General features: G+C 73.1%; 15 protein-coding genes. 8 read left to right on the forward strand and 7 right to left on the reverse strand.

The window, feature by feature from the left end:
* Positions 1–432 precede the first annotated feature (432 nt).
* Positions 433–1,191, reverse strand: coding sequence for a GntR family transcriptional regulator (locus tag AB0G02_RS06965; protein ID WP_360790514.1), 759 nt, complete (start codon positions 1,189–1,191; stop codon positions 433–435).
* 241 nt (positions 1,192–1,432) lie between these two features.
* On the opposite strand from AB0G02_RS06965, the gene AB0G02_RS06970 reads away from it, so the two are divergent.
* The 5 genes from AB0G02_RS06970 to AB0G02_RS06990 are packed head-to-tail and all read left to right on the forward strand — an operon-like array spanning position 1,433 to position 7,068.
* Positions 1,433–2,719: a sugar ABC transporter substrate-binding protein gene (locus AB0G02_RS06970; protein ID WP_360790517.1), complete on the forward strand. Its 1,287-nt coding sequence runs from the start codon at positions 1,433–1,435 to the stop codon at positions 2,717–2,719.
* A 7-nt stretch (positions 2,720–2,726) separates the two neighbouring features.
* Positions 2,727–3,716, forward strand: a complete 990-nt coding sequence (locus AB0G02_RS06975; protein WP_360790520.1) for a sugar ABC transporter permease — start codon at positions 2,727–2,729, stop codon at positions 3,714–3,716.
* Complete coding sequence (locus AB0G02_RS06980; RefSeq protein ID WP_360790523.1) at positions 3,713–4,534, forward strand: carbohydrate ABC transporter permease; 822 nt, start codon at positions 3,713–3,715, stop codon at positions 4,532–4,534. The genes AB0G02_RS06975 and AB0G02_RS06980 overlap by 4 nt, the downstream gene beginning before the upstream one ends.
* A 6-nt stretch (positions 4,535–4,540) precedes the next feature.
* Entirely contained in the window at positions 4,541–5,986 is a 1,446-nt protein-coding gene (locus tag AB0G02_RS06985) for a glycoside hydrolase family 3 N-terminal domain-containing protein (protein ID WP_360790525.1), read from the forward strand.
* A 38-nt stretch (positions 5,987–6,024) separates the two neighbouring features.
* Entirely contained in the window at positions 6,025–7,068 is a 1,044-nt protein-coding gene (locus tag AB0G02_RS06990) for an SIS domain-containing protein (RefSeq protein ID WP_360790528.1), read from the forward strand.
* Positions 7,069–7,249: 181 nt separating this feature from the next.
* Here the strand turns inward: AB0G02_RS06990 and nagA are convergent, their stop codons facing one another.
* A complete protein-coding gene (nagA, locus tag AB0G02_RS06995) occupies positions 7,250–8,449 on the reverse strand; it encodes an N-acetylglucosamine-6-phosphate deacetylase (protein ID WP_360790531.1) in 1,200 nt (399 codons plus the stop codon).
* A gap of 192 nt (positions 8,450–8,641) precedes the next feature.
* On the opposite strand from nagA, the gene AB0G02_RS07000 reads away from it, so the two are divergent.
* On the forward strand, positions 8,642–9,316 hold the full coding sequence (locus AB0G02_RS07000; protein ID WP_360790534.1) for a FadR/GntR family transcriptional regulator: 675 nt from the start codon (positions 8,642–8,644) through the stop codon (positions 9,314–9,316).
* Positions 9,317–9,571: 255 nt separating this feature from the next.
* Here the strand turns inward: AB0G02_RS07000 and AB0G02_RS07005 are convergent, their stop codons facing one another.
* The 5 genes from AB0G02_RS07005 to AB0G02_RS07025 form a co-directional block, all read right to left on the reverse strand.
* Positions 9,572–10,663, reverse strand: a complete 1,092-nt coding sequence (locus AB0G02_RS07005; RefSeq protein WP_360790537.1) for a serine hydrolase domain-containing protein — start codon at positions 10,661–10,663, stop codon at positions 9,572–9,574.
* A gap of 135 nt (positions 10,664–10,798) precedes the next feature.
* On the reverse strand, positions 10,799–11,725 hold the full coding sequence (locus AB0G02_RS07010; protein ID WP_360790540.1) for an aldo/keto reductase: 927 nt from the start codon (positions 11,723–11,725) through the stop codon (positions 10,799–10,801).
* Positions 11,722–12,474, reverse strand: coding sequence for an SDR family oxidoreductase (locus AB0G02_RS07015; protein ID WP_360790542.1), 753 nt, complete (start codon positions 12,472–12,474; stop codon positions 11,722–11,724). The genes AB0G02_RS07010 and AB0G02_RS07015 overlap by 4 nt, the downstream gene beginning before the upstream one ends.
* Positions 12,471–13,820 (reverse strand): enolase C-terminal domain-like protein, encoded by a 1,350-nt coding sequence (locus tag AB0G02_RS07020; protein WP_360790545.1) that lies wholly within the window; start codon positions 13,818–13,820, stop codon positions 12,471–12,473. The genes AB0G02_RS07015 and AB0G02_RS07020 overlap by 4 nt, the downstream gene beginning before the upstream one ends.
* Positions 13,820–14,674, reverse strand: coding sequence for a fumarylacetoacetate hydrolase family protein (locus AB0G02_RS07025; protein WP_360790548.1), 855 nt, complete (start codon positions 14,672–14,674; stop codon positions 13,820–13,822). The genes AB0G02_RS07020 and AB0G02_RS07025 overlap by 1 nt, the downstream gene beginning before the upstream one ends.
* 114 nt (positions 14,675–14,788) lie before the next feature.
* On the opposite strand from AB0G02_RS07025, the gene AB0G02_RS07030 reads away from it, so the two are divergent.
* Positions 14,789–18,052: a S8 family serine peptidase gene (locus tag AB0G02_RS07030; RefSeq protein ID WP_360790551.1), complete on the forward strand. Its 3,264-nt coding sequence runs from the start codon at positions 14,789–14,791 to the stop codon at positions 18,050–18,052.
* 126 nt (positions 18,053–18,178) lie between these two features.
* A partial coding sequence (locus tag AB0G02_RS07035) for a BadF/BadG/BcrA/BcrD ATPase family protein (RefSeq protein WP_360790554.1) occupies positions 18,179–18,988 on the forward strand: 810 nt, incomplete at its 3' end.

Genomic DNA, 18,988 nt, shown 5'->3' on the forward strand with positions numbered 1-18,988 from the left:
CGGTCCGGCCCCGGCGGAGGGTGCGCGCCAGCCGCGAGGGAGTGCGCCAAGCAGGTCGCGTGGGAGGTGCGGTCCGGCCGCGCGGAAGGTGCTAGCGAGCAGCGCGGGGGCGCGAGACCCGGGCGGTCGGAGGCGCGGGCCGGCCGCGAGGGAATGTCGCCAGGTCGGCCGCGCGGGAATGCGACACCGCGTTCCCACCGGCACCGCGACCTGCAACCTGCGGGGGTGAGGCTTGGGTGTGACTGGGCGGGCGGGGTCGGAGTCCGGGCAGGCGGGGTCGGTCGAGTTCGGCGTGGCGTGGCGGCGCGGCTCGGTCCGGCTCGGTGTGGCCCAGGTCGGCGCACGAGGGTCGCGCGACCCGGGGTGGCGGCATCCAGCCGGGCGGCCCGCGACGCCACCCGGTCCCGGCCGGGTCGCGTCAGGCTCCCCGGGCTAGCCGGCGGGGCGGTTCAGGGTGGCCACGAACTTGTAGCGGTCGCCCCGGTAGACCGAGCGCACCCACTCCACCGGGTTGCCCTCGGTGTCGAACGAGTGCCGCGACAGCAGCAGCATCGGCAGACCGATGTCGGCACCCAGCAGCTCGGCCTCCTCCGGCGAGGCCAGCGCCGTCTCGATGGTCTCCTCCGCGTGTCCCATCTCGACGCCGAACCGCTCCCGCAGCACCTGGTACAGCGACGCGCCCGGCGCGAGGTAGCGCCGCAGGCCGCGGAACCGGCCCAGCGCAAGGTGCGTCGTCTCGATCGCCATGGGCTCGCCGTCGGCCAGTCGCAGCCGGTGCAGGCGGAGGACCTTCGCGCCCGCCCGCACGCCCAGCAGCCTGGCCAGCTCGGCCTCCGCGGCCATCTCCGAGGCCTCGATCAGGCGGGACGAGGGCTGCCTGCCCTGGGCCTTCATGTCCTCTGTGTACGACGACAGCTGCAGGCGTTGGGCCACCTTCGGTTCGGCCGCGAACGTGCCCTTGCCCTGCACGCGCAGCAACCGACCTTCCACGGTGAGTTCGGCAAGCGCTTGCCTCACCGTGGTCCTGGACACGTCGAACTCCGCCGCCAAGGATCGCTCCGTCGGGATGGGCGATCCTGGCGGCAACGCGCGCAGGAGGTCGAGCAGATGCCGCTTGAGTCCCCAGTACTTCGGCTCGCGCTGCGCGCGAGTCCTGGCGTCCACGCCAGTCGCAGGGCTCGTCTCGAGCATGCCTTCCTCCTCGCCGCTTGCCGGCCGACCTTGCCAGCGCTCCCAGACACAGGATGCCTTGTCCTCGTCGGATCGTGCGCCCGAACCCCCGACAAGGGCCGGAAAAATGATCCGATGACTTTGCAACGGTCCCGCAACGGCCTTGACATGCCCTGTGGCGAGGCACACTCTAGGCCGCATTGGTCTACACCACTTGGAGTTCCGGTCGTTGGGATCGGGGCATGGGGAAAGGGCGCACAACGTGAAGGGCTGGAGAGGACTGGCCGTAGGTGCCGCCGCACTCGCGGTGGCCGTGGCCGGATGTGGCACGAGCTCCGACGGCGGCGGCAGCGGCAACTCCGGGGAACCCAAGACGCTGACGGTGTGGTTGATGGACGGCTCGGCGCCGACCACCCTGACCGACGCGCTGAACAAGGAGTTCCAGGACTCGCACGCCGGCGTCACCGTCAAGTACGAGGTCCAGAAGTGGAACGGCATCCAGGAGAAGCTGACCACCGCTCTGACCAGCAACAACCCGCCTGACGTCATCGAGCTGGGCAACACCCAGACGGCGAAGTTCGCGGCCGAGGAGACGCTGCTCGACCTCAGCGGCGACGTCTCGGACCTCAACGGCGACAAGTGGCTCGGCGGTCTGAAGGACTCGCTGACCTGGGACGGCAAGCAGTACGGCCTGCCGTTCTACGCGGCCAACCGCACGGTCATCTACCGCACCGACCTGTTCCAGGCCGCGGGCATCACCGCTCCGCCCAAGTCGCGTGACGAGTGGGTCGGCGCGATCGAGAAGCTGAAGGCCGCGAACGCCGCGGACCCCGACTTCCAGCCCCTCTACCTGCCCGGCCAGTCGTGGTACGTGCTGCTGTCGTTCATCTGGGACGAGGGCGGCGACGTCGCCAAGTCGCAGGGCTCCGCGTGGGCGGGCTCGGTGGACACCCCGCAGGCCAAGGCCGGCCTGGAGTTCTACAAGAAGCTGGTCGACACCTCCGGCACGAAGGCCCCGAAGGACGCCGACGAGGCCACCCCGCAGCAGATGGAGGTCTTCGGCACGGGCAAGGTCGGCATGATGATCGGCCTGCCGTGGGAGCTCGCGGGCGCCGTCAAGGCCAACCCGGACCTGAAGGAGAAGACCTCGGCGTTCCCGATCCCGTCGAAGACCGCGGGCAAGACCGCCCCGGTGTTCCTCGGCGGCTCGAACCTCGCCATCCCGGCCGGCAGCAAGAACCAGGACCTGGCCAAGGAGTACCTGAAGCTGCTCAGCTCGGCGAAGTACCAGGACATGCTGGCCGAGGGCGGCGCGGTGCCCGGCACCTCGACCGACACCTCCAAGCTCGCCACCACCCCGATCGGCAAGGCGCTGGCGGACTCCGCCCCGAACGGCAAGGTCACCCCGACCACGCCGTCGTGGGCCGCGGTCGAGGCGGGTCAGAACCCGCTGAAGGACATGCTGACCGCGTACCTGACCGGCGCGAAGCCGCTGGACCAGGCGACGGCCGACGCGAACTCCGCCCTGTCGAAGACCCTGGGCGGATGACGACCGGATGACGGCCGTGCACACGACCGACGCCGCGGTGCCGACGAACTCCTCGTCGGCACCGCGGCGTGCCGCACCGGACGGCGCACCGCGCCGTCGGGGTGGCGCCTTCGACCGGGCGCTGCCCTACCTGCTGTTGGCACCCGCCGTGGTGGCCATCCTCTGGTTGATCGGTTGGCCCGTCCTCTCCGTCGTGGTGACCAGCTTCCGCAAGCTGAACCTGCGCGAGCTGACCCGCGGCGAGGTCGTGTGGACCGGTCTGGACAACTACACCGAGATCCTGGGCGACCCGGACTTCTGGACGATCGCGGTGCGGACCGTGGTGTTCACCGGGGTCGTCGTGATCGTGTCCGTGCTCGCCGGGCTGCTGATCGCGCTGCTGATGCGGCAGGTCAGCCCGGTGGTGCGGATCCTGCTCCAGGTCGCGATGCTGCTGGCGTGGGCGATGCCGCTGCTCGCGGCGACCACCGTCTACCAGTGGATCTTCGACCAGCAGTACGGGATCCTGAACAAGACGCTGGTCAAGGTCGGGTTCGACTCGTTCGCCGGGTTCTCGTGGTTCTCCACGGGCACGTCGACGCTGGCCGTGATCGGGCTGCTGATCGTGTGGCAGGCGGTGCCGTTCCTGGCGTTCTCGCTGTACGCCGGCGCCATCGGGATCCCGAAGGACCAGTACGAGGCGGCGGGCATCGACGGCGCGTCCGCGTGGCAGACGTTCCGCGCGGTGACGTGGCCGGAGCTGCGGCCGCTGTTGCTGATGGTGACGTTCCTGTCGCTGCTGTGGGACTTCAAGGTGTTCGCCCAGATCTGGGCGATGCGCAAGGGCGGCCCGGACGGGGGCAGCACCACGTTGCCCGTCTACCAGTACCTGGAGGGCATCTCCAAGAGCCACTTCGGCGTGGCGGCGGCGGTGTCCGTGGTGATGGTGCTGCTGCTGGGCCTGCTGACGTTCCAGTACCTGCGCAGGCTGGTCCGTTCCCAGGAGGGCGAGCTGTGACCGCGAAAAAGGTGTCCGCGAACGTCGTCGCGCTGGTCGTGGCGCTGTTCTTCGCGTTCCCGACGTACTGGATGGTCGCGACGGCGTTGAAGCCGCGCAAGGACCTGCTGTCCAACGACTACGACCTGGTGCCGTTCTCGGTGACCGGGTCGAACTTCGGCACCGCGTGGGCCAAGCCCGGGTTCCTCGGCGCTCTGGGCAACAGCCTGCTGGTGTCGTTGAGCGCGGTGCTGGCGGCGATCGTGGTGGGCCTGCTGGCGGCGTTGGCGCTGGCCCGGATGCGGTTCCGCGGCCGCAAGGGGTTCGTGCTGATGCTGCTGGTGGCGCAGATGGCGCCGTTCGAGGCGCTGCTGATCCCGATGTTCCTGATGATGCGGGACCTGGACCTGCTGGACCGGCTGCCCGCGCTGGCGCTGATCTACTTCGCGGTGACGCTGCCGTTCTGCGCGTGGACGCTGCGCGGGTTCGTCAACGGCATCCCGCTGGAGCTGGAGGAGGCCGCGCTGGTCGACGGCTGCGGCCGGTGGGGCGCGTTTCGGCGGGTCACGCTGCCGCTGCTGGGCCCGGGTCTGGTGGCGACGTCGGTGTTCGCGTTCGTGACCGCGTGGAACGAGTTCCTGTTCGCGTTGTCGCTGGTCAAGGACCAGTCGAAGGAGACCCTGCCGGTGTGGCTGTCGGGGTTCCAGACGCAGTTCGGCACGGACTGGGGTGGCGCGATGGCGGCGTCGGCGCTGTTCACCCTGCCCGTGCTGGTGTTCTTCCTGATTGTGCAGCGCAAGATGGTCACCGGTGTCACCGCCGGTGCGGTGAAGGGGTAGGACCGCATGTCGTTGCACCGGCTCGCGTCGGGTGTGCTGCTGCCGGGGTTCCACGGGACGACCGCGCCCGACTGGCTGCTCAAGCGGGTGGCCGACGGGCTCGGCGGTGTCGTGCTGTTCGGGCGGAACGTCACCGACGACGCGCAGGTCAAGGCGTTGAACGCGCAGTTGCGAGGCGCGCGGGCGGACGTCGTGATCGGGATCGACGAGGAGGGCGGTGACGTCACCCGGCTCGACGCCGGTCGCGGGTCGGAGGTGCCGGGCAACCACGCGCTGGGCGCGGCCGACGACCTCGGGCTGACGCGGTCGGTGGCGGCGTCGATCGGGGCGCGGCTGGCGGCGTGCGGGGTGAGCCTGAACCTGGCGCCGTCGGCGGACCTGGTGCTCACGCTGGACGACCCGGTGATCGGCGTGCGGTCGTTCGGGTCGGACCCGGTGGCGGCGGGCGCGCACGTGGCCGCGTTCGTGGAGGGGATGCAGGCGGTCGGCGTGGCCGCGTGCGCCAAGCACTTCCCCGGCCACGGGGCGTCCACTGTGGACTCGCACGCGGCGCTGCCCGTGCTGCCGCGGTCGGTGGCGGAGCTGGCGGCGGTGGAGTTCGTGCCGTTCCGCGCAGCCGTGCAGGCGGGGGTGCGGTCGATCATGACCGGGCACCTCGTGGTGCCGGAGTGGGGCGAGGCGCCGGCGACGCTGAACCCGCTGGCGGTGCGCGTGCTGCGGGAGGAGCTGGGGTTCACCGGGGCGGTCATCACCGACGGGCTGGACATGAAGGCCGTCGGCGGCGACCTCGCGGAGGGGTCCGTGCGGTCGCTGGCTGCCGGTGTGGACGCGTTGTGCCTGGGTGGCGAGCCCTTGGACGACGACGGACTGCAGTGGCTGGTCGACAGCATCGTGGCGGCCGTCGAGTCGGGCGTTCTGCCGGTGGAGCGGCTGGAGGAAGCGGCCCGCCGTACGGCCGCCCTCGGTGCGCCCGGGGCTTCGGTGGAGGCGCACGACCCGTCGTTGGGGCTGGTCGCGGCACGTCGGGCGCTGGAGGTGCGGGGCACGCTGGAGCTGTCCGGGCCGCCGGTGGTGGTGGACCTCGCGGTGGAGCCGTCGATCGCCGTCGGTGACGTGCCGTGGGGGCTCGGGCCGTACCTGGTGGAGCTGGTGCCGGGCACGACGGTGCTGTCCTCGACGTCGGGCGGGTCGGGCACGTCGGGCACGTCGGCCGACGAGATCGCGGCGGCGGCTTCGGGACGGCCGGTCGTGGTGGTGACGCGTGAGGCACACCGCCACGCGTGGGCTCGCGAGCTGGTGGCCTCGCTGGTTACTATTGGTCTAGACCTAGTGCACGTCGAGACGGGCGTGCCGGGACCGGACCTGGGCGCTGCCGCCCGCGTCGACACCCACGGCGGTTCACGCGTGTGCCTGCGGGCCGCGGCGGAGCGCATCGCCGCCGCCACCACCTGAGCACCCTTCGCGACCGAGCACCTGACAGGGGATACCCGATGACCGACCACCAGCCCGGCAGGCACATGGCGGCCGAGATCGACCAGCAGCCCGCGATCTTCGCCGACCTCGTCGCGCGGCGGGGTGAGATCGCGGCGGTCGCCTCGACGATCGCGGAGCGGAAGCCGCGGTTCGTGCTGCTGGCGGCGCGCGGGTCGAGCGACCACGCGGCGCTGTACGCGAAGTACCTGACCGAGGTGCTGCTGGAGCTGCCCGCCGGGCTGGTGTCGCCGTCCACGACCACCCTGTACGGGGCCGAGCCGGACCTGCGGGACGTGCTCGTGGTCGCGGTGTCGCAGTCGGGCGGGTCGCCGGACCTGCTGGAGGTCACCGAGTCGGCGCGGGCGCGGGGCGCGGTGACGGTCGCGGTGACGAACACGGCGTCGTCGCCGCTCAACGCCGCCGCCGAGCTGTCGGTGGACGTCGGGGCGGGCGTGGAGCAGGCCGTGGCGGCGACGAAGACGTACTCCGCGACGCTGCTGGCGCTGTACCTGCTGGTGGACGCGATCCGCGGTGGTGACGGGTCGGAGGCGGCGCGGTTGGGCGACCTGGCGCGGCAGACGCTGGACTCGTCGGCGGACGCGGTGGCGGAGGCCGTGCAGCGGTACCGGTTCGTGGACCGGGTGCTGACCACGGGCCGCGGCTACTCGCTGCCGACGGCGCTGGAGTCGGCGTTGAAGCTGGCCGAGACGTCGTACCTGGCGGCGCGGGCGTACAGCGGGGCGGACCTGCTGCACGGTCCCGTGGCGGCGGTGGACGCCGAGACCGCGGTGCTGGCCGTGACCAGCACCGGGCGCGGCGGTGACGCGATGCACGACGTGCTGGACGCCGTGCACGGGCGCGGGGCGGACGTGCTGGCCGTGGGTTCGGCGTCGGACAAGGTGTCGGCGGCGCTGCGCGTGCCGGTGGCGGAGACGGCGGAGGAGGTCGCGCCGATCCTGGAGATCCTCCCGGTCCAGCGCCTGGCGCACGGCCTGGCCCTGGCGCGCGGCGGCGACCCGGACAACCCGCGCGGCCTGAACAAGGTCACCCGAACCCGCTGACCCCCAGGCGTCCACCCTCCACCTCGCGTGTCCTACGTTCGCGTCGCGCGTGTCCTACGTCCAGACCGCGAGAGTCCTACGTTCGTGTCGCGAGAGTCCTACGTTCAGGACGTGTGAGTTGAACGCTCGGAACGTGCCAGAGGCCCGGGGGATCCGTCCCCCGGGCCTCTCGCACGTGCGGTTACTGGCCCGCGGCGGCCAGGCCGACCGGGGCGTTGTCGTACGCCGTCGTGCTGTCGAACACGACCTCGCCGTCCACCCACACCTTGCGCGGACGCAGGTCGTCGTCCCACCAGACCAGGTCGGCCACGGCACCGGCCTCCAGGCGGCCCAGCGTGGGCTCACCGATCGCCTCGGCCGGGATGATCGTCGCCGCCGCCAGGGCCGCCGCCGGGTCGACGCCCACCGACACGATGTTGCGCACGGCCCGGTCCAGCGTGAGCGCGCTGCCCGCGATCGTGCCCTCCGGCGAACGCGGCACGCCGTCCTCGGTCAGCAGCACGTCCGCGCCGCCGAGCTGGTAGCGGCCGGGCGGCATGCCGGCGGCGGCCACCGCGTCCGTGACCAGCGCGACCCGGTGGCCGGCGGCGTTGAACACCAGCCGGCAGACGTCCGGGCCGACGTGCGCCAGGTCCGCGATCAGGCCCAACGTGAACCGGTCGTCCACCAGCGCCACGCCCGGTACGCCCGGCTCGCGGTGGCCGAGCGGCCGCTGGGCGTTGAACAGGTGCGTCACCATGCGGGCACCAGCCTCGGCCGCGGCCCTGGTCTGCTCGCCCGTCGCGTCGCTGTGGCCGACGGCGACCAGCACGCCCGCCGCCGCCAGCCTGCGCACGGCGTCCATGCCGCCCGGCTGCTCGGGGGCCAGCGTCACCATGCGCAGCGCGCGGCGCAGCACCTCGTCACCCAGCAGCACGTCGATCTCGGCCGGGCCCGGCGGCACCATGAACGCCGGGTCGTGCACGCCCGCGCGTTTCGGGGACAGGAACGGCCCCTCCAGGTGCACGCCGAGCGGCTTGGCGCCCGCGTGCGGCGGCAGGGTGGCCGACGCCGCCAGCACCGCGTGCGCCTGACGGACCGCGACCGGCACCGGCGCGGTGATCAGGGTCGGCAGGAAACGGGTCACCCCCGTTTGTGGGAGCGCTCTCGCCACTGCGGCCATGCCCGCGGGGTCGACCTCGGCGAAGTCGACCCCGACCGCCCCGTTGACCTGCACGTCCACCAGGCCCGGGGTGAGCAGGCCGTCGGTCAGCACCTCGGCGCCGTCGGGCGGTGAGCCCGCGACGACCTCGACGATCCTGCCTGCCCTCAACCTCAGGCTGACGGGACCGGTGATGGTCCGACCGAGCAGTGCTCGCGGAGCTGCGACAACCGTGTCCAAGGTCCCTCCTCAAATGGTCCAGACCATTATGGCCGGAAGTGGCGGACGGCGTCACGTGTGGTTATAAGATAACCGAATAGAGTGAAGATCAGTGAATGTCCGCCGCTCGGCCTGGTTGACCGCGTGGCGCTCGGGCGTGTCCCATACTTGGCGCCAGACATCCGAGGTCTAGCTGACGAGTCGAGGGCCGCCGTGGCAGTTACCGACGACGCCATCCTGCGCGTCAAGGAGATGATCGTCTCGGGCGAGCTCAAGCCGGGTGACCGGCTGCCGCGCGAGGCGGACCTCGCCGAGCGGCTCGGGCTGTCGCGGAACTCGCTGCGTGAGGCGGTCAAGGCGTTGTCGCTGGTCAGGGTGTTGGACGTGCGGCAGGGTGACGGCACGTACGTGTCCAGCCTGCGTGCCGACGACCTGCTCGGGGCGTTGTCGTTCGTGCTCGACCTGCACCGCGGTGAGGACTCGGTGCTGGAGGTGCTGCAGGTGCGGCGCATCCTCGAACCGGCCGCCGCGGCGATGGCGGCGCAGCGGGTCGGGGTGGAGGAGGTGGCGGCGCTGCGGGCGTTGTGCGACGCCGCCGAGTCGGCCCGGTCGGTGGAGGAGCTGGTCGAGCACGACCTGGAGTTCCACCGCGCCATCGCGCAGGGTTCGGGCAACGCCTACCTGGCCCAGCTGCTGGACACGCTCGCCGGCCCGACCGTGCGGGTGCGGATCTGGCGCGGCATCACGCAGGGCGGGGCGGTCGACCGGACCGTCGCCGAGCACCGCGCCATCGTCGACGCCCTGGCCGCGCACCAACCGGAACTGGCGCGCTCCTGGTCGACCGTCCACGTGGCCGGCGTGGAGCAGTGGCTGTCCGACCTGGCCTGACCGCCACGCACCGCCCTCACGCACCGCAGGGGTCCCCGCCAAGGGGACCCCTGCTTTTACCCTGCCACAACGGACCGACGATCCGCGTCACGCGGTCTGCGACCTGTGGACAACTCCCCCGACCGGTCGGGGGACGTGTTCTGAGCGTTCAACTCGGGTGTTCTGAACGTAGGACTCTCGCGACGCGAACGTAGGACTCTCGCGGTCTGGAGGTAGGACACGCGGGAGAGGGAGGCGAGAGAGGGGGGAGGGGGGTTAGGAGAAGGCGGCGGTGATCAGGCGGATGGCGGTCGGTGGTTGGTCGCCGCCCATGTGGAGGGTGTTGAGGGAGTAGACCAGGTTGCGGGAGCCGTCGAGGGTGCCGGCCACGCCGTTGTTGTAGCCCGGGCGGTCGCCGCTCTTGCCCCACACGACCAGGGTGTCGGTCAGCGGGATGCGGGTGATGCCCAGCGCGTGCGCGGCGTCGGGCAGCGGCACGGTCAGCAGCTCGGTGCGCTGGGCCGGGCTGAGGTAGTCGCCCCGCAGCAACGCCGACAGCAGCCGGTCGAGGTCGCGCGCGGTGGAGACGGCCTCGGCCGCCGCCCACTGGAGGCTCGGGTTGGCCTCGGTCACGTCGACGTACCCCGAAGCGGTCTGCTCGTAGCCGTGCGCGTGCGGGCCCCTGATGCGCGGGTCGCGGCCGGGCAGGTAGGTGTCGCGCAGGCCCAGCGGCTCGATCACCCGCGAGCGGACCGCGTCGCCGTAGGGCTTACCGGTCACCCGTTCGATGACCAGACCGGCCACCAGGTACCCCATGTTGCCGTACTCCTGGCGGGTGCCCGGGTCGAACTGCGGCCCCTGCGCCACGCCCATGCGCACGACCTCCGCCGGGTCCCACGTGTCGTAGCGGTGCTCCAGGAACCACGTGGGGTCCTTGTGCGCCAACCCCGGTCCGGCGATGCCGTGCGTGTGGTTGAGCAGCTGCCGCACCGTGATCGGCAGGAAGTCCGGCGTCAGCAGCCCCGGCAGGTACTGCTGCACGGTCCGGTCGAGGTCGAGCACGCCCTCGCCGTCGAGCTTCAGCGCGGCGGCGGCCGTGAACAGCTTGGTGATGCTGCCGACCCGGAACCGGCCGTCGGGGTCCACCGGCTGCCGCGTGCCGATCCGCGCCACCCCGCCGGACCCGCGCCACGACCCGGCCGTGCCGGACACCTGCGCCAACGCGCCGCTGACCTCGTCCTTCGGCAACGACGACATCACCGCGCGCAACGCGTCACCGTTGACCGGCGGCACGCTCCCGGCGTGGGCGGGCGCGGCGACAGCGAGTCCCAGCGCGGCGATCAGGGGGACGAGCAGGAGCTTTCTCATGCCGAGAAGGGTGCTGCCCGACGGCAGGAAAGATCATCCGGGCAGCACCCTGGTCTTGGGCTCAGGGTGACCCCGAGCCGGGAGCGGGGTCGGTGGGCCCGTCCTGGCCGCGAGGACGGCCCGGCAACCCGGCGATCACAGCAGCCCTTCCGCGCGCAGGTCGTCCCACAGCGCGTCCGGCACCGGCGCTTCGGCGGACGCCGCGTTGACCCGCACCTCGTCCGCCGACCGCACGCCCAGCAGCACGGACACCACCGCCGGGTGCCGGAACGGGAACGCCACCGCCGCCCCCGGCAGCGTCACGCCGTGCCGCGCGCAGACCGACGCGATCCGCCGGGCCCGCTCGACCAGCTCGTCGGGCGCGGCGCGGTAGTCGTAGGTCGCGCCGACCTCCGGCCGGGCCAGCAGCCCGGAGTTGAACACCCCGGCCGCCACCACCGCCACGCCGCGCGCGGAGCACAGGTCCAGCAGCTCCGCCCCGGTGTGGTCGAGCACGGTGTACCGCCCGGCGAGCAGCACGACGTCCAGGTCGGTCTCCCGCACGAACCGCGCGGGCACCTGCCACTGGTTCATCCCGACGCCGATCGCCCCGACGACCCCCTCCGACCTCAACGCCGCCAACGCGGGCACCGCCTCGGACACGGCCTGCTCCACGTGCGAGTCGGGGTCGTGCACGTACACGACGTCCACCCGGTCCAGCCCCAATCGGTCCAAAGAGGACTCCAACGACCGCCGCACGCCGTCCGCGCCGAAGTCCCACCGCCGCCGCGCCCACGCCGGCACGGCGAAGCCGTTCGCCAGGTCGTCCCCGCCGCCGGACCACGGCTCCAGCACCCGGCCGACCTTCGTGGACACGACGAACTCCGAGCGCGGCTTGGTCGCCAGGAACTCCCCCAGCCGCCGTTCGGACAGCCCGAGGCCGTAGTGCGGCGCGGTGTCGAAGTACCGGACGCCGGCGTCCCAGGCGGCTTCCAGCGCGCCGAACGCGTCCGCGTCGGACACCTCGGCGTACAGGTTGCCGATCGGTCCGCCGCCGAACCCCAGGCGGGACAGGGGGATCACGACTGCGTCGGGCGCAACCGCAGCCCGTGCATGCCGCCGTCGACCGCGAGGATGGTGCCGGCGGTGGACCCGGAGAGCGGGCCGGCCAGGTAGGCGATGGCGCCCGCGACCTCGTCCGCCGAGACCAGCCGTCCGTGCGGCTGCCTGGCCTCCAACGCGGCCCGCTCGGCGGCCGGGTCCGGGGCGGCGTCGAGCAGGCGGCTCACCCACGGGGTGTCCGCCGTGCCGGGGGCCACCGCGTTCACGCGGATGCCGTCGCGCACGTAGTCCGCGGCCATGGCCAGCGTCAACGCGTGCACCGCGCCCTTGCTCGCGGAGTACAGCGCGCGCTGCGGCAGCCCTGTCCAGGCGACGATGGAACCGGTGTTCACGATCGCCGCCGACGGTGACCGGCGCAGGTGGGGCAGCGCGGCGCGGGCGACGCGGACCATGCCGACCACGTTCACGTCCAGCACCCGCAGCCACTCGTCGTCCGGGTTGGCGGTCACGTCGCCCTGCGCGCCGATGCCCGCGTTGTTCACCACGACGTCGAGCCGGCCGAACCGCTCGACCACCTCGTCCACCGCGGCGCGCACCGACGCGTCGTCGGACACGTCCGCCCTGATGCCGTGCACCGGCGGGTCGACCTCGGGGTTCAGGTCCAGCGCCACCGCCGTCGCACCCCGTGCCGCCAGCAGCCGGGCGGTGGCCAGGCCGATGCCCGACGTCCCACCGGTCACCACCGCGACCAGGCCCTCGAACTCGCTCACCGCTCCTCCGTCCGCTCGTCGGTCGTGCCGGCCACGCCGGCCGCCTTCGTCCACACCGGACCGTCCGGGTACCGGTAGTCGGCCAGGGTCCGCTCGTGCAGCCGGGCCGAGAAGCCTGGCTCGACGGGCGCCAGGTAGCGGCCGTCGCGCACCACGGCCGGGTCGGTGAAGTGCTCGTGCAGGTGGTCGACCCACTCGACGACCCGGCCGTCGAGCGTGCCGGACACCGCGACGAAGTCGACCATCGCCAGGTGCCGCACCAGCTCGCACAGCCCGACGCCGCCCGCGTGCGGGCACACCGGGACGCCGAACTTGGCCGCCAGCAACAGGATCGCCACGTTCTCGTTGACGCCGCCGACGCGGCACGCGTCGAGCTGCACCACGTCCACCGCGTCGGCCTGGAGCAGCTGCTTGAACACCACCCGGTTCTGCACGTGCTCGCCGGTGGCGACCCTGATCGGGCGCACGGCCCTGGCGATGGCGGCGTGCCCGAGCACGTCGTCGGGCGAGGTGGGCTCCTCGACCCAGTACGGGTCGAACGGCGCCAGGGCCCGCACCCACGCGATCGCCGCGTCGACGTCCCACCGCTGGTTGGCGTCCACCGCGATGCGCACGCCGTCACCGACGACCTCGCGGGCCAGCCGCAGCCGGCGCACGTCGTCGTCCAGGTCGCCGCCGACCTTCAGCTTGATCATGTCGAAGCCGTCGGTCAGCGCCCGTCGCGCCAGGTCCGCCAGCTTCTCGTCGGTGTAGCCGAGCCACCCCGGCGACGTGGTGTAGGCCGGGTAGCCGTCCCGGACCAGCGCGGCGGTCCGCTCGGCGCGTCCCGGCTCGGCGCGGCGCAGGAGGTCCAGCGCCTCGTCCGGGGTGAGCGCGTCGGACAGGTACCGGAAGTCGACCAGGCCGACGATCTCCTCCGGCGTCATGCCCGACAGGAACCGCCACAGCGGCAGGCCCGCCCGGCGCGACGCCAGGTCCCACGCGGCGTTGACCACCGCGCCGAGCGCCATGTGCGCGACGCCCTTCTCCGGGCCGAGCCACCGCAGCTGCGAGTCACCGACCAGCTCGGCGGACAGCCCGGCCAGGTCGGCGGCGGTCTCCGGGACCGGGCGGCCGACCACGAGGTGCGCCAGAGACCGGATCGCGGCGGCCTGCACGTCGTTGCCCCGGCCGATGGTGAACGCCAACCCGTACCCGTCCGGCCCGGCGGAGGTGCGCAGCACGACGTAGGCGGCGGAGTAGTCCGGGTCGGGGTTCATCGCGTCCGAGCCGTCCAGCTCGCGCGAGGTCGGGAACCGGACGTCCAGCACGTCGAGCGCGACGACCCGGTCCGGCCCGGGACCCATCACGCCTGCCCGAACGTCTGCCGTTGGCGGCCCAGCCCGTCGATCTCCAGTTCCACCACGTCGCCCGCCCTCAGGTACGGCTTCGGCTCGGGTTGGCCCAGCGCCACGCCGGCCGGCGTGCCGGTGTTGATGACGTCGCCCGGTCGGAGGACGAGGAACCAGCTCAGGTAGCGGACCAGCTCGGCCACCGGAAAGATCATGTTCTTGGTGGAGGAGTCCTGCTGCGGCACGCCGTTGACCCACAGCCGCAACCCCAGCGCCTGCGGGTCCGCGACCTCGTCCGCGGGCACGAGGAAGGGGCCGAGCGGGTTGAACGTCTCGCAGTTCTTGCCCTTGTCCCACTGCCCGCCGCGTTCGAGCTGGAACTCGCGCTCGCTGACGTCGTGGGACAGCACGTACCCGGCGATGCAGGTCAGGGCCTCCTCGGTGGACTCCAGGTACCGGGCCTCGCGACCGATGACGACGCCGAGCTCGACCTCCCAGTCCGTCTTCACCGAGCGCCGCGGCACCAGCACCTCGTCGTTCGGCCCGACGATCGTGTCGGGCGTCTTGAGGAACACCACCGGCTCGGACGGGGCCGTCGCACCGGTCTCCTCGGCGTGGTCGCGGTAGTTGAGGCCGATGCAGACGAGCTTGCCGACCCCCGCGACCGGCGGTCCGATCCGCACCCCGTCGTCCACGATCGGGTGGAGTTCTCCGGCGGCGAGCGCGGCCCTGGTGCGGGCGATGCCGTCGTCCGCGAGGAACGCCCCGGTCACGTCGTCGGTCACCGGCGTCAGGTCGTACGTCACCCCGTCCTCGGCGCGGACGGCGGGTCGTTCGGAGCCCGACGGTCCCAGGCGCAACAACTGCACGGCAGGTCCTCCTCAACAGCCGGTCGACAGATCGGATGTATAGCGCCCGGAACAGCCTCCGTCTAGGGGGTGTCCGGTTATCGCTCCGATGAATTCTCGTCACGAAGGGTCGCGATGAAACACCACCGCGCGGTGTGGGCGTCCGCCGCCACCACCGCCGCACTGCTCGGCTCGCTCCTGGCCGGCACACCACCGACCGCCGGCGCGACCGACGGCCACGGGGCCCGGCCGCTGCCGCCGAACCGGGCCCACCACGCCGGCGACGGGTCGTCCGAGCGGGTCGGCGCCACGCTCGCGCGGGCCTCCGGGCCGGTCACGGCGTTCGTCGAGCTGGCCACGACCTCGGCCGCCGAGGCGTACGGGAACGAGAAGGCGCGTGGCGCGGGCAACCCGGTCGCGGCGGCCAGGGCGGCCCGCGACCGCGCCGACGCGCAGGCCGACCGGGTGCTGACGGCGTTGCGCGGCAAGGACGCCGGCGCCCGCGAGGTCGCCTCGACCCGCAACGCCGTGCCCGGCGTGGTCGTCACCGCCGACGCGGCGAGCCTGCGCGAGCTGACCGCGTTGCCCGAGGTCAGGACCGTGCGGTTGAGCGTGCCGAAGTCGGTGGACAACGCGGGCGCGGTGGAGCTGACGCGGGCCGCGCAGGTGTGGCGGGACACCGGCCATTACGGCGAGGGCCTGCGCATCGGCATCATCGACACCGGCATCGACTACACCCACGCCGACTTCGGCGGCCCCGGCACGCCCGCCGCCTACGCCGCGATCGACCCCACCGCGCCGTGGACCCCGACCGCGAAGGTCGTCGGCGGCCACGACTTCGCGGGCGACGCCTACGACCCGCACGTCCCCGAGCACGCGGTGCCCGTCCCCGACCCGAACCCGCTGGACTGCCACAGCCACGGCACGCACGTCGCGGGCACCGCCGCCGGGTACGGCGAGAACGCCGACGGCACCACGTTCACCGGCGACTACGCGGCGTTGACGCCGGACGTGGTGGCGGGCATGAAGATCGGCCCCGGCACCGCGCCGAAGGCCTCGCTGTACGCGCTGAAGATCTTCGGCTGCACCGGGGCCACCGAGCTGGTCGCACCGGCGCTGGACTGGGCGCTGGACCCGGACGGCGACGGCGACTTCGGCGACCACCTCGACGTGGTCAACCTGTCCGTGGGCAGCGACTTCGGCGGCCAGGACGACCCCGACAGCCTGTTCGTGCGCGAGGCCGTGGAGCACGGCGTGGTCGTCGTGGCGTCGGCGGGCAACGGCGGCGACTTCTACGACGTCGGCGCCTCCCCCGCGAACACGCCCGAGGCGTTGGCGGTGGCCAACACGCGGGACGCGTACTCGGTGCTCGACGGGGTCGAGGTGCGCGGCGTCGAGGCCGGTGAGGCGGGCGTCGTGCGGCAGGCCGGTCAGTACAGCAAGAGCTACACCGCCTACGGCACGCTCGACCTGGAGCTGCCCGTCGTGCCGGTGTCCGACCCGGCGAACCAGGACGGCTGCGCGCCGATCACCGAGGACCTGAGCGGCCGGTTCGTGTGGCTGGAGTGGGACGAGGACGACGCCACCCGGAAGTGCGGCTCGGCCGTGCGGACCGACAACGCGCAGGCCGCGGGCGCGAAGGGCGTGCTGCTGCCCGCCACCAGCGACGTCTTCAAGGCCGCCATCGCGGGCAACGCGGGCATCCCGGCGTTCCAGTTCACCCACGCCGCGAGCGAGGCCGTGCGGCCCGCGCTGACCGGCGGCGCGCTGCAGGTGCGGATGCTCGGCTCGCTGCGCAACTCCGTGCCGACGATGACGCCGACCCTGGCCGACACGATCACGCCGTCGTCCGCACGCGGGGCGCGCGGCGCCACGGCGGCCAAGCCCGACGTGGCCGCGCCCGGCGACACGATCATGTCCGCCGCGGTCGGCACCGGCGCCGACGGGGTGAGCATGGGCGGCACGTCGATGGCCTCGCCACACGTGGCGGGCATCGCCGCGCTGGTCCGCGAGACCCATCCGGAGTGGACGGTCGAAGAGGTCAAGGCCGCGATCATGAACACCGCGAGCGGCGACGTGACCGACGGCGACGACCACACCACCGGCACCCCCGAGGCGCCGATGCGGGTCGGCGCGGGACGGGTGGACGCGCTCGACGCGGTCGGCGTCGAGCTGCTCGCCATGGTCCAGGACGACCCCGGCACGGTCGGCGTGACGTTCGGGCCGGTCCAGGCCGCGGCACCGCTGACCCTCACCAAGACCGTGGAGGTGGTGAACAAGTCGTCGCGGGCGCGCATCGCGACGGTCGAGTACCAGGAGGCGACCGCCGTGCCCGGCGCGCGGTTCGAGGTGTGGCCGCGGACGCTCGCCGTGCCGCCGGGCGGGACCCGGACGGTGACCGTGACGCTGGAGGTCGCGCCCGACGAGCTGCGCAAGGTGGCCGACCCGACGGTGGCCAAGCGGCAGGCGGACGTGGCCAGGCAGTTCCTCGCCGAGGCGTCCGGGCGGCTGCTCGTGCGGTCCGGCCACGACACGCTGCGGGTGCCGGTCTACGCGGCGCCGGAGCCGGTCGCGGACGTGGAGGCGGTCGACGCGGGCGGCGGCACGCTGGCGCTCCGGGGTCGGGCGCTGGACCAGGGCGAGGGCGACGAGGCGTACCGGTCGCTGCTGAGCGCGTTCGAGCTGCAGGGTTCCAGCCCGGAGCTGCCCGACTGCGCGGACGACGTGCAGGCCGACTGCGCGGTCAACGGGTCGGCCAGGGGCGGTGACCTGCGGTACGTCGGCGCGGCGTCGTCCCCGGCCGACGGGCTGCTCGCGTTCGGCGTGGTGACCTGGCACGACTGGGTCACGCTCGGCATCGCCACCAGCCCGGGGATCCGGATCGACACCGACGGCGACGGTGCCCACGACTACCTCGTGCAGGCGGTGAAGCCGTCCGTGGCGGACGTCGTCACGGCGGACGTGTGGCTGGCGCGGACCGTGCGGGTGGCCGACGGCGCGGTGGTGGACGAGCAGCCGCTCAACGGCCAGTACGGCGACGTCGACACGAACCTGATGGACAGCGACGTGGTGGTGCTGCCGGTGACGCTGGCGGCGTTGGGCATCGACCCGGCGGCCGCGAGCGCGCGCCTGACGTACACGGTCGTGATGACGGGGAACTACCCCGCGCCGGGCAACGCGGACGAGCTGGTGGACCGGATCGACACGCCGATGTCGTTCGACCCGTTGCGGCCGGGGTTCGTGGTCGAGGGCGGCGTGTCGTTCGTGGCGGAGGTCGGGGCGGAGCTGCGGGTGCGGCGGGACGCGGAGGCGTTGGCGCTGGACAAGGCCGACAGCCTGCTCCTGCTGCACCACCACAACGCGTCGGGCGACCGGGCGCAGGTGCTCGCACCGCGCTGACCGCGCCGGTGGGCGGCTGTTCCCTGGCCGCTCGGCGGCTGCTCGGCGGTTGATCACGCAGAGCCAGGTCCGGCACAACCCGGTTGGGTGTGCCGGACCCGGGGGGTGCTGGGCATACTCGGGCGAATGGGCTTCGTGGTGGGTCTGGACGCCGGCGGCACGAGCACCCGGGCGTTGGTGCTCGACCTGGACGGCACCCGTCTCGGTGCGGGGGTCGCGGGCGGCGCGAACCCCAACTCCCACCCGCCCGAGCTGGCCGCCGCGCACGTCCGGCAGGCGTTGACGGCGGCGCTGGACGGGGTGGACGCGGCGAAGGTCGAGTCGGGCGTGCTCGGCATGGCCGGGTCGAGCAAGCTGACCGACCCGGCGGTGGCGGCGTTGTTCGAGGAGGCGTGGAGCGGTGCCGGGCTGCGGTGCCCCATGCGGGTGATCACGGACTGCGAGGCGGCGTTCGCGACCGGCACGGCGTCACCCGACGGGACCGTGCTGGTGGCCGGGACGGGGTCCATCACGGCCAGGATCGAGAACCACGAGCTGGTGTCGACCGCGGGCGGGTACGGGTGGCTGCTCGGTGACGAGGGGTCGGCGTTCTGGCTGGGGCGTGAGGCGGTCCGGGCGACCCTCGTGGCGCTGGAGCGGGACGCCCTCGACGAGCTGTCCACCGCCGTGCTCGCCCAGGCCGGGGTTCCCGACCTGCCCCGGCGTGACCAGTGGCGCAAGCTGATCACCGCGGCCAACGGCGGGCCGCCGGTCGCGTTGGCCACCTACGCGCCCCTCGTGACGGCGCACGCCACCGCGCCGTCGGCGGACCGCATCATGGACGCCGCCGTGCGCGTGCTGGCCGACCTGGCCGAGGCCACCAGGGCGGCCGACGACCGCACGCCGAGCGTCCTGAGGGGCAGCGGGGGCCACGCCCCCCCGCGCGGCACGCGGCGG

This window comes from Actinosynnema sp. NPDC023658 (assembly GCF_040639995.1).
Taxonomy (GTDB): domain Bacteria; phylum Actinomycetota; class Actinomycetes; order Mycobacteriales; family Pseudonocardiaceae; genus Actinosynnema.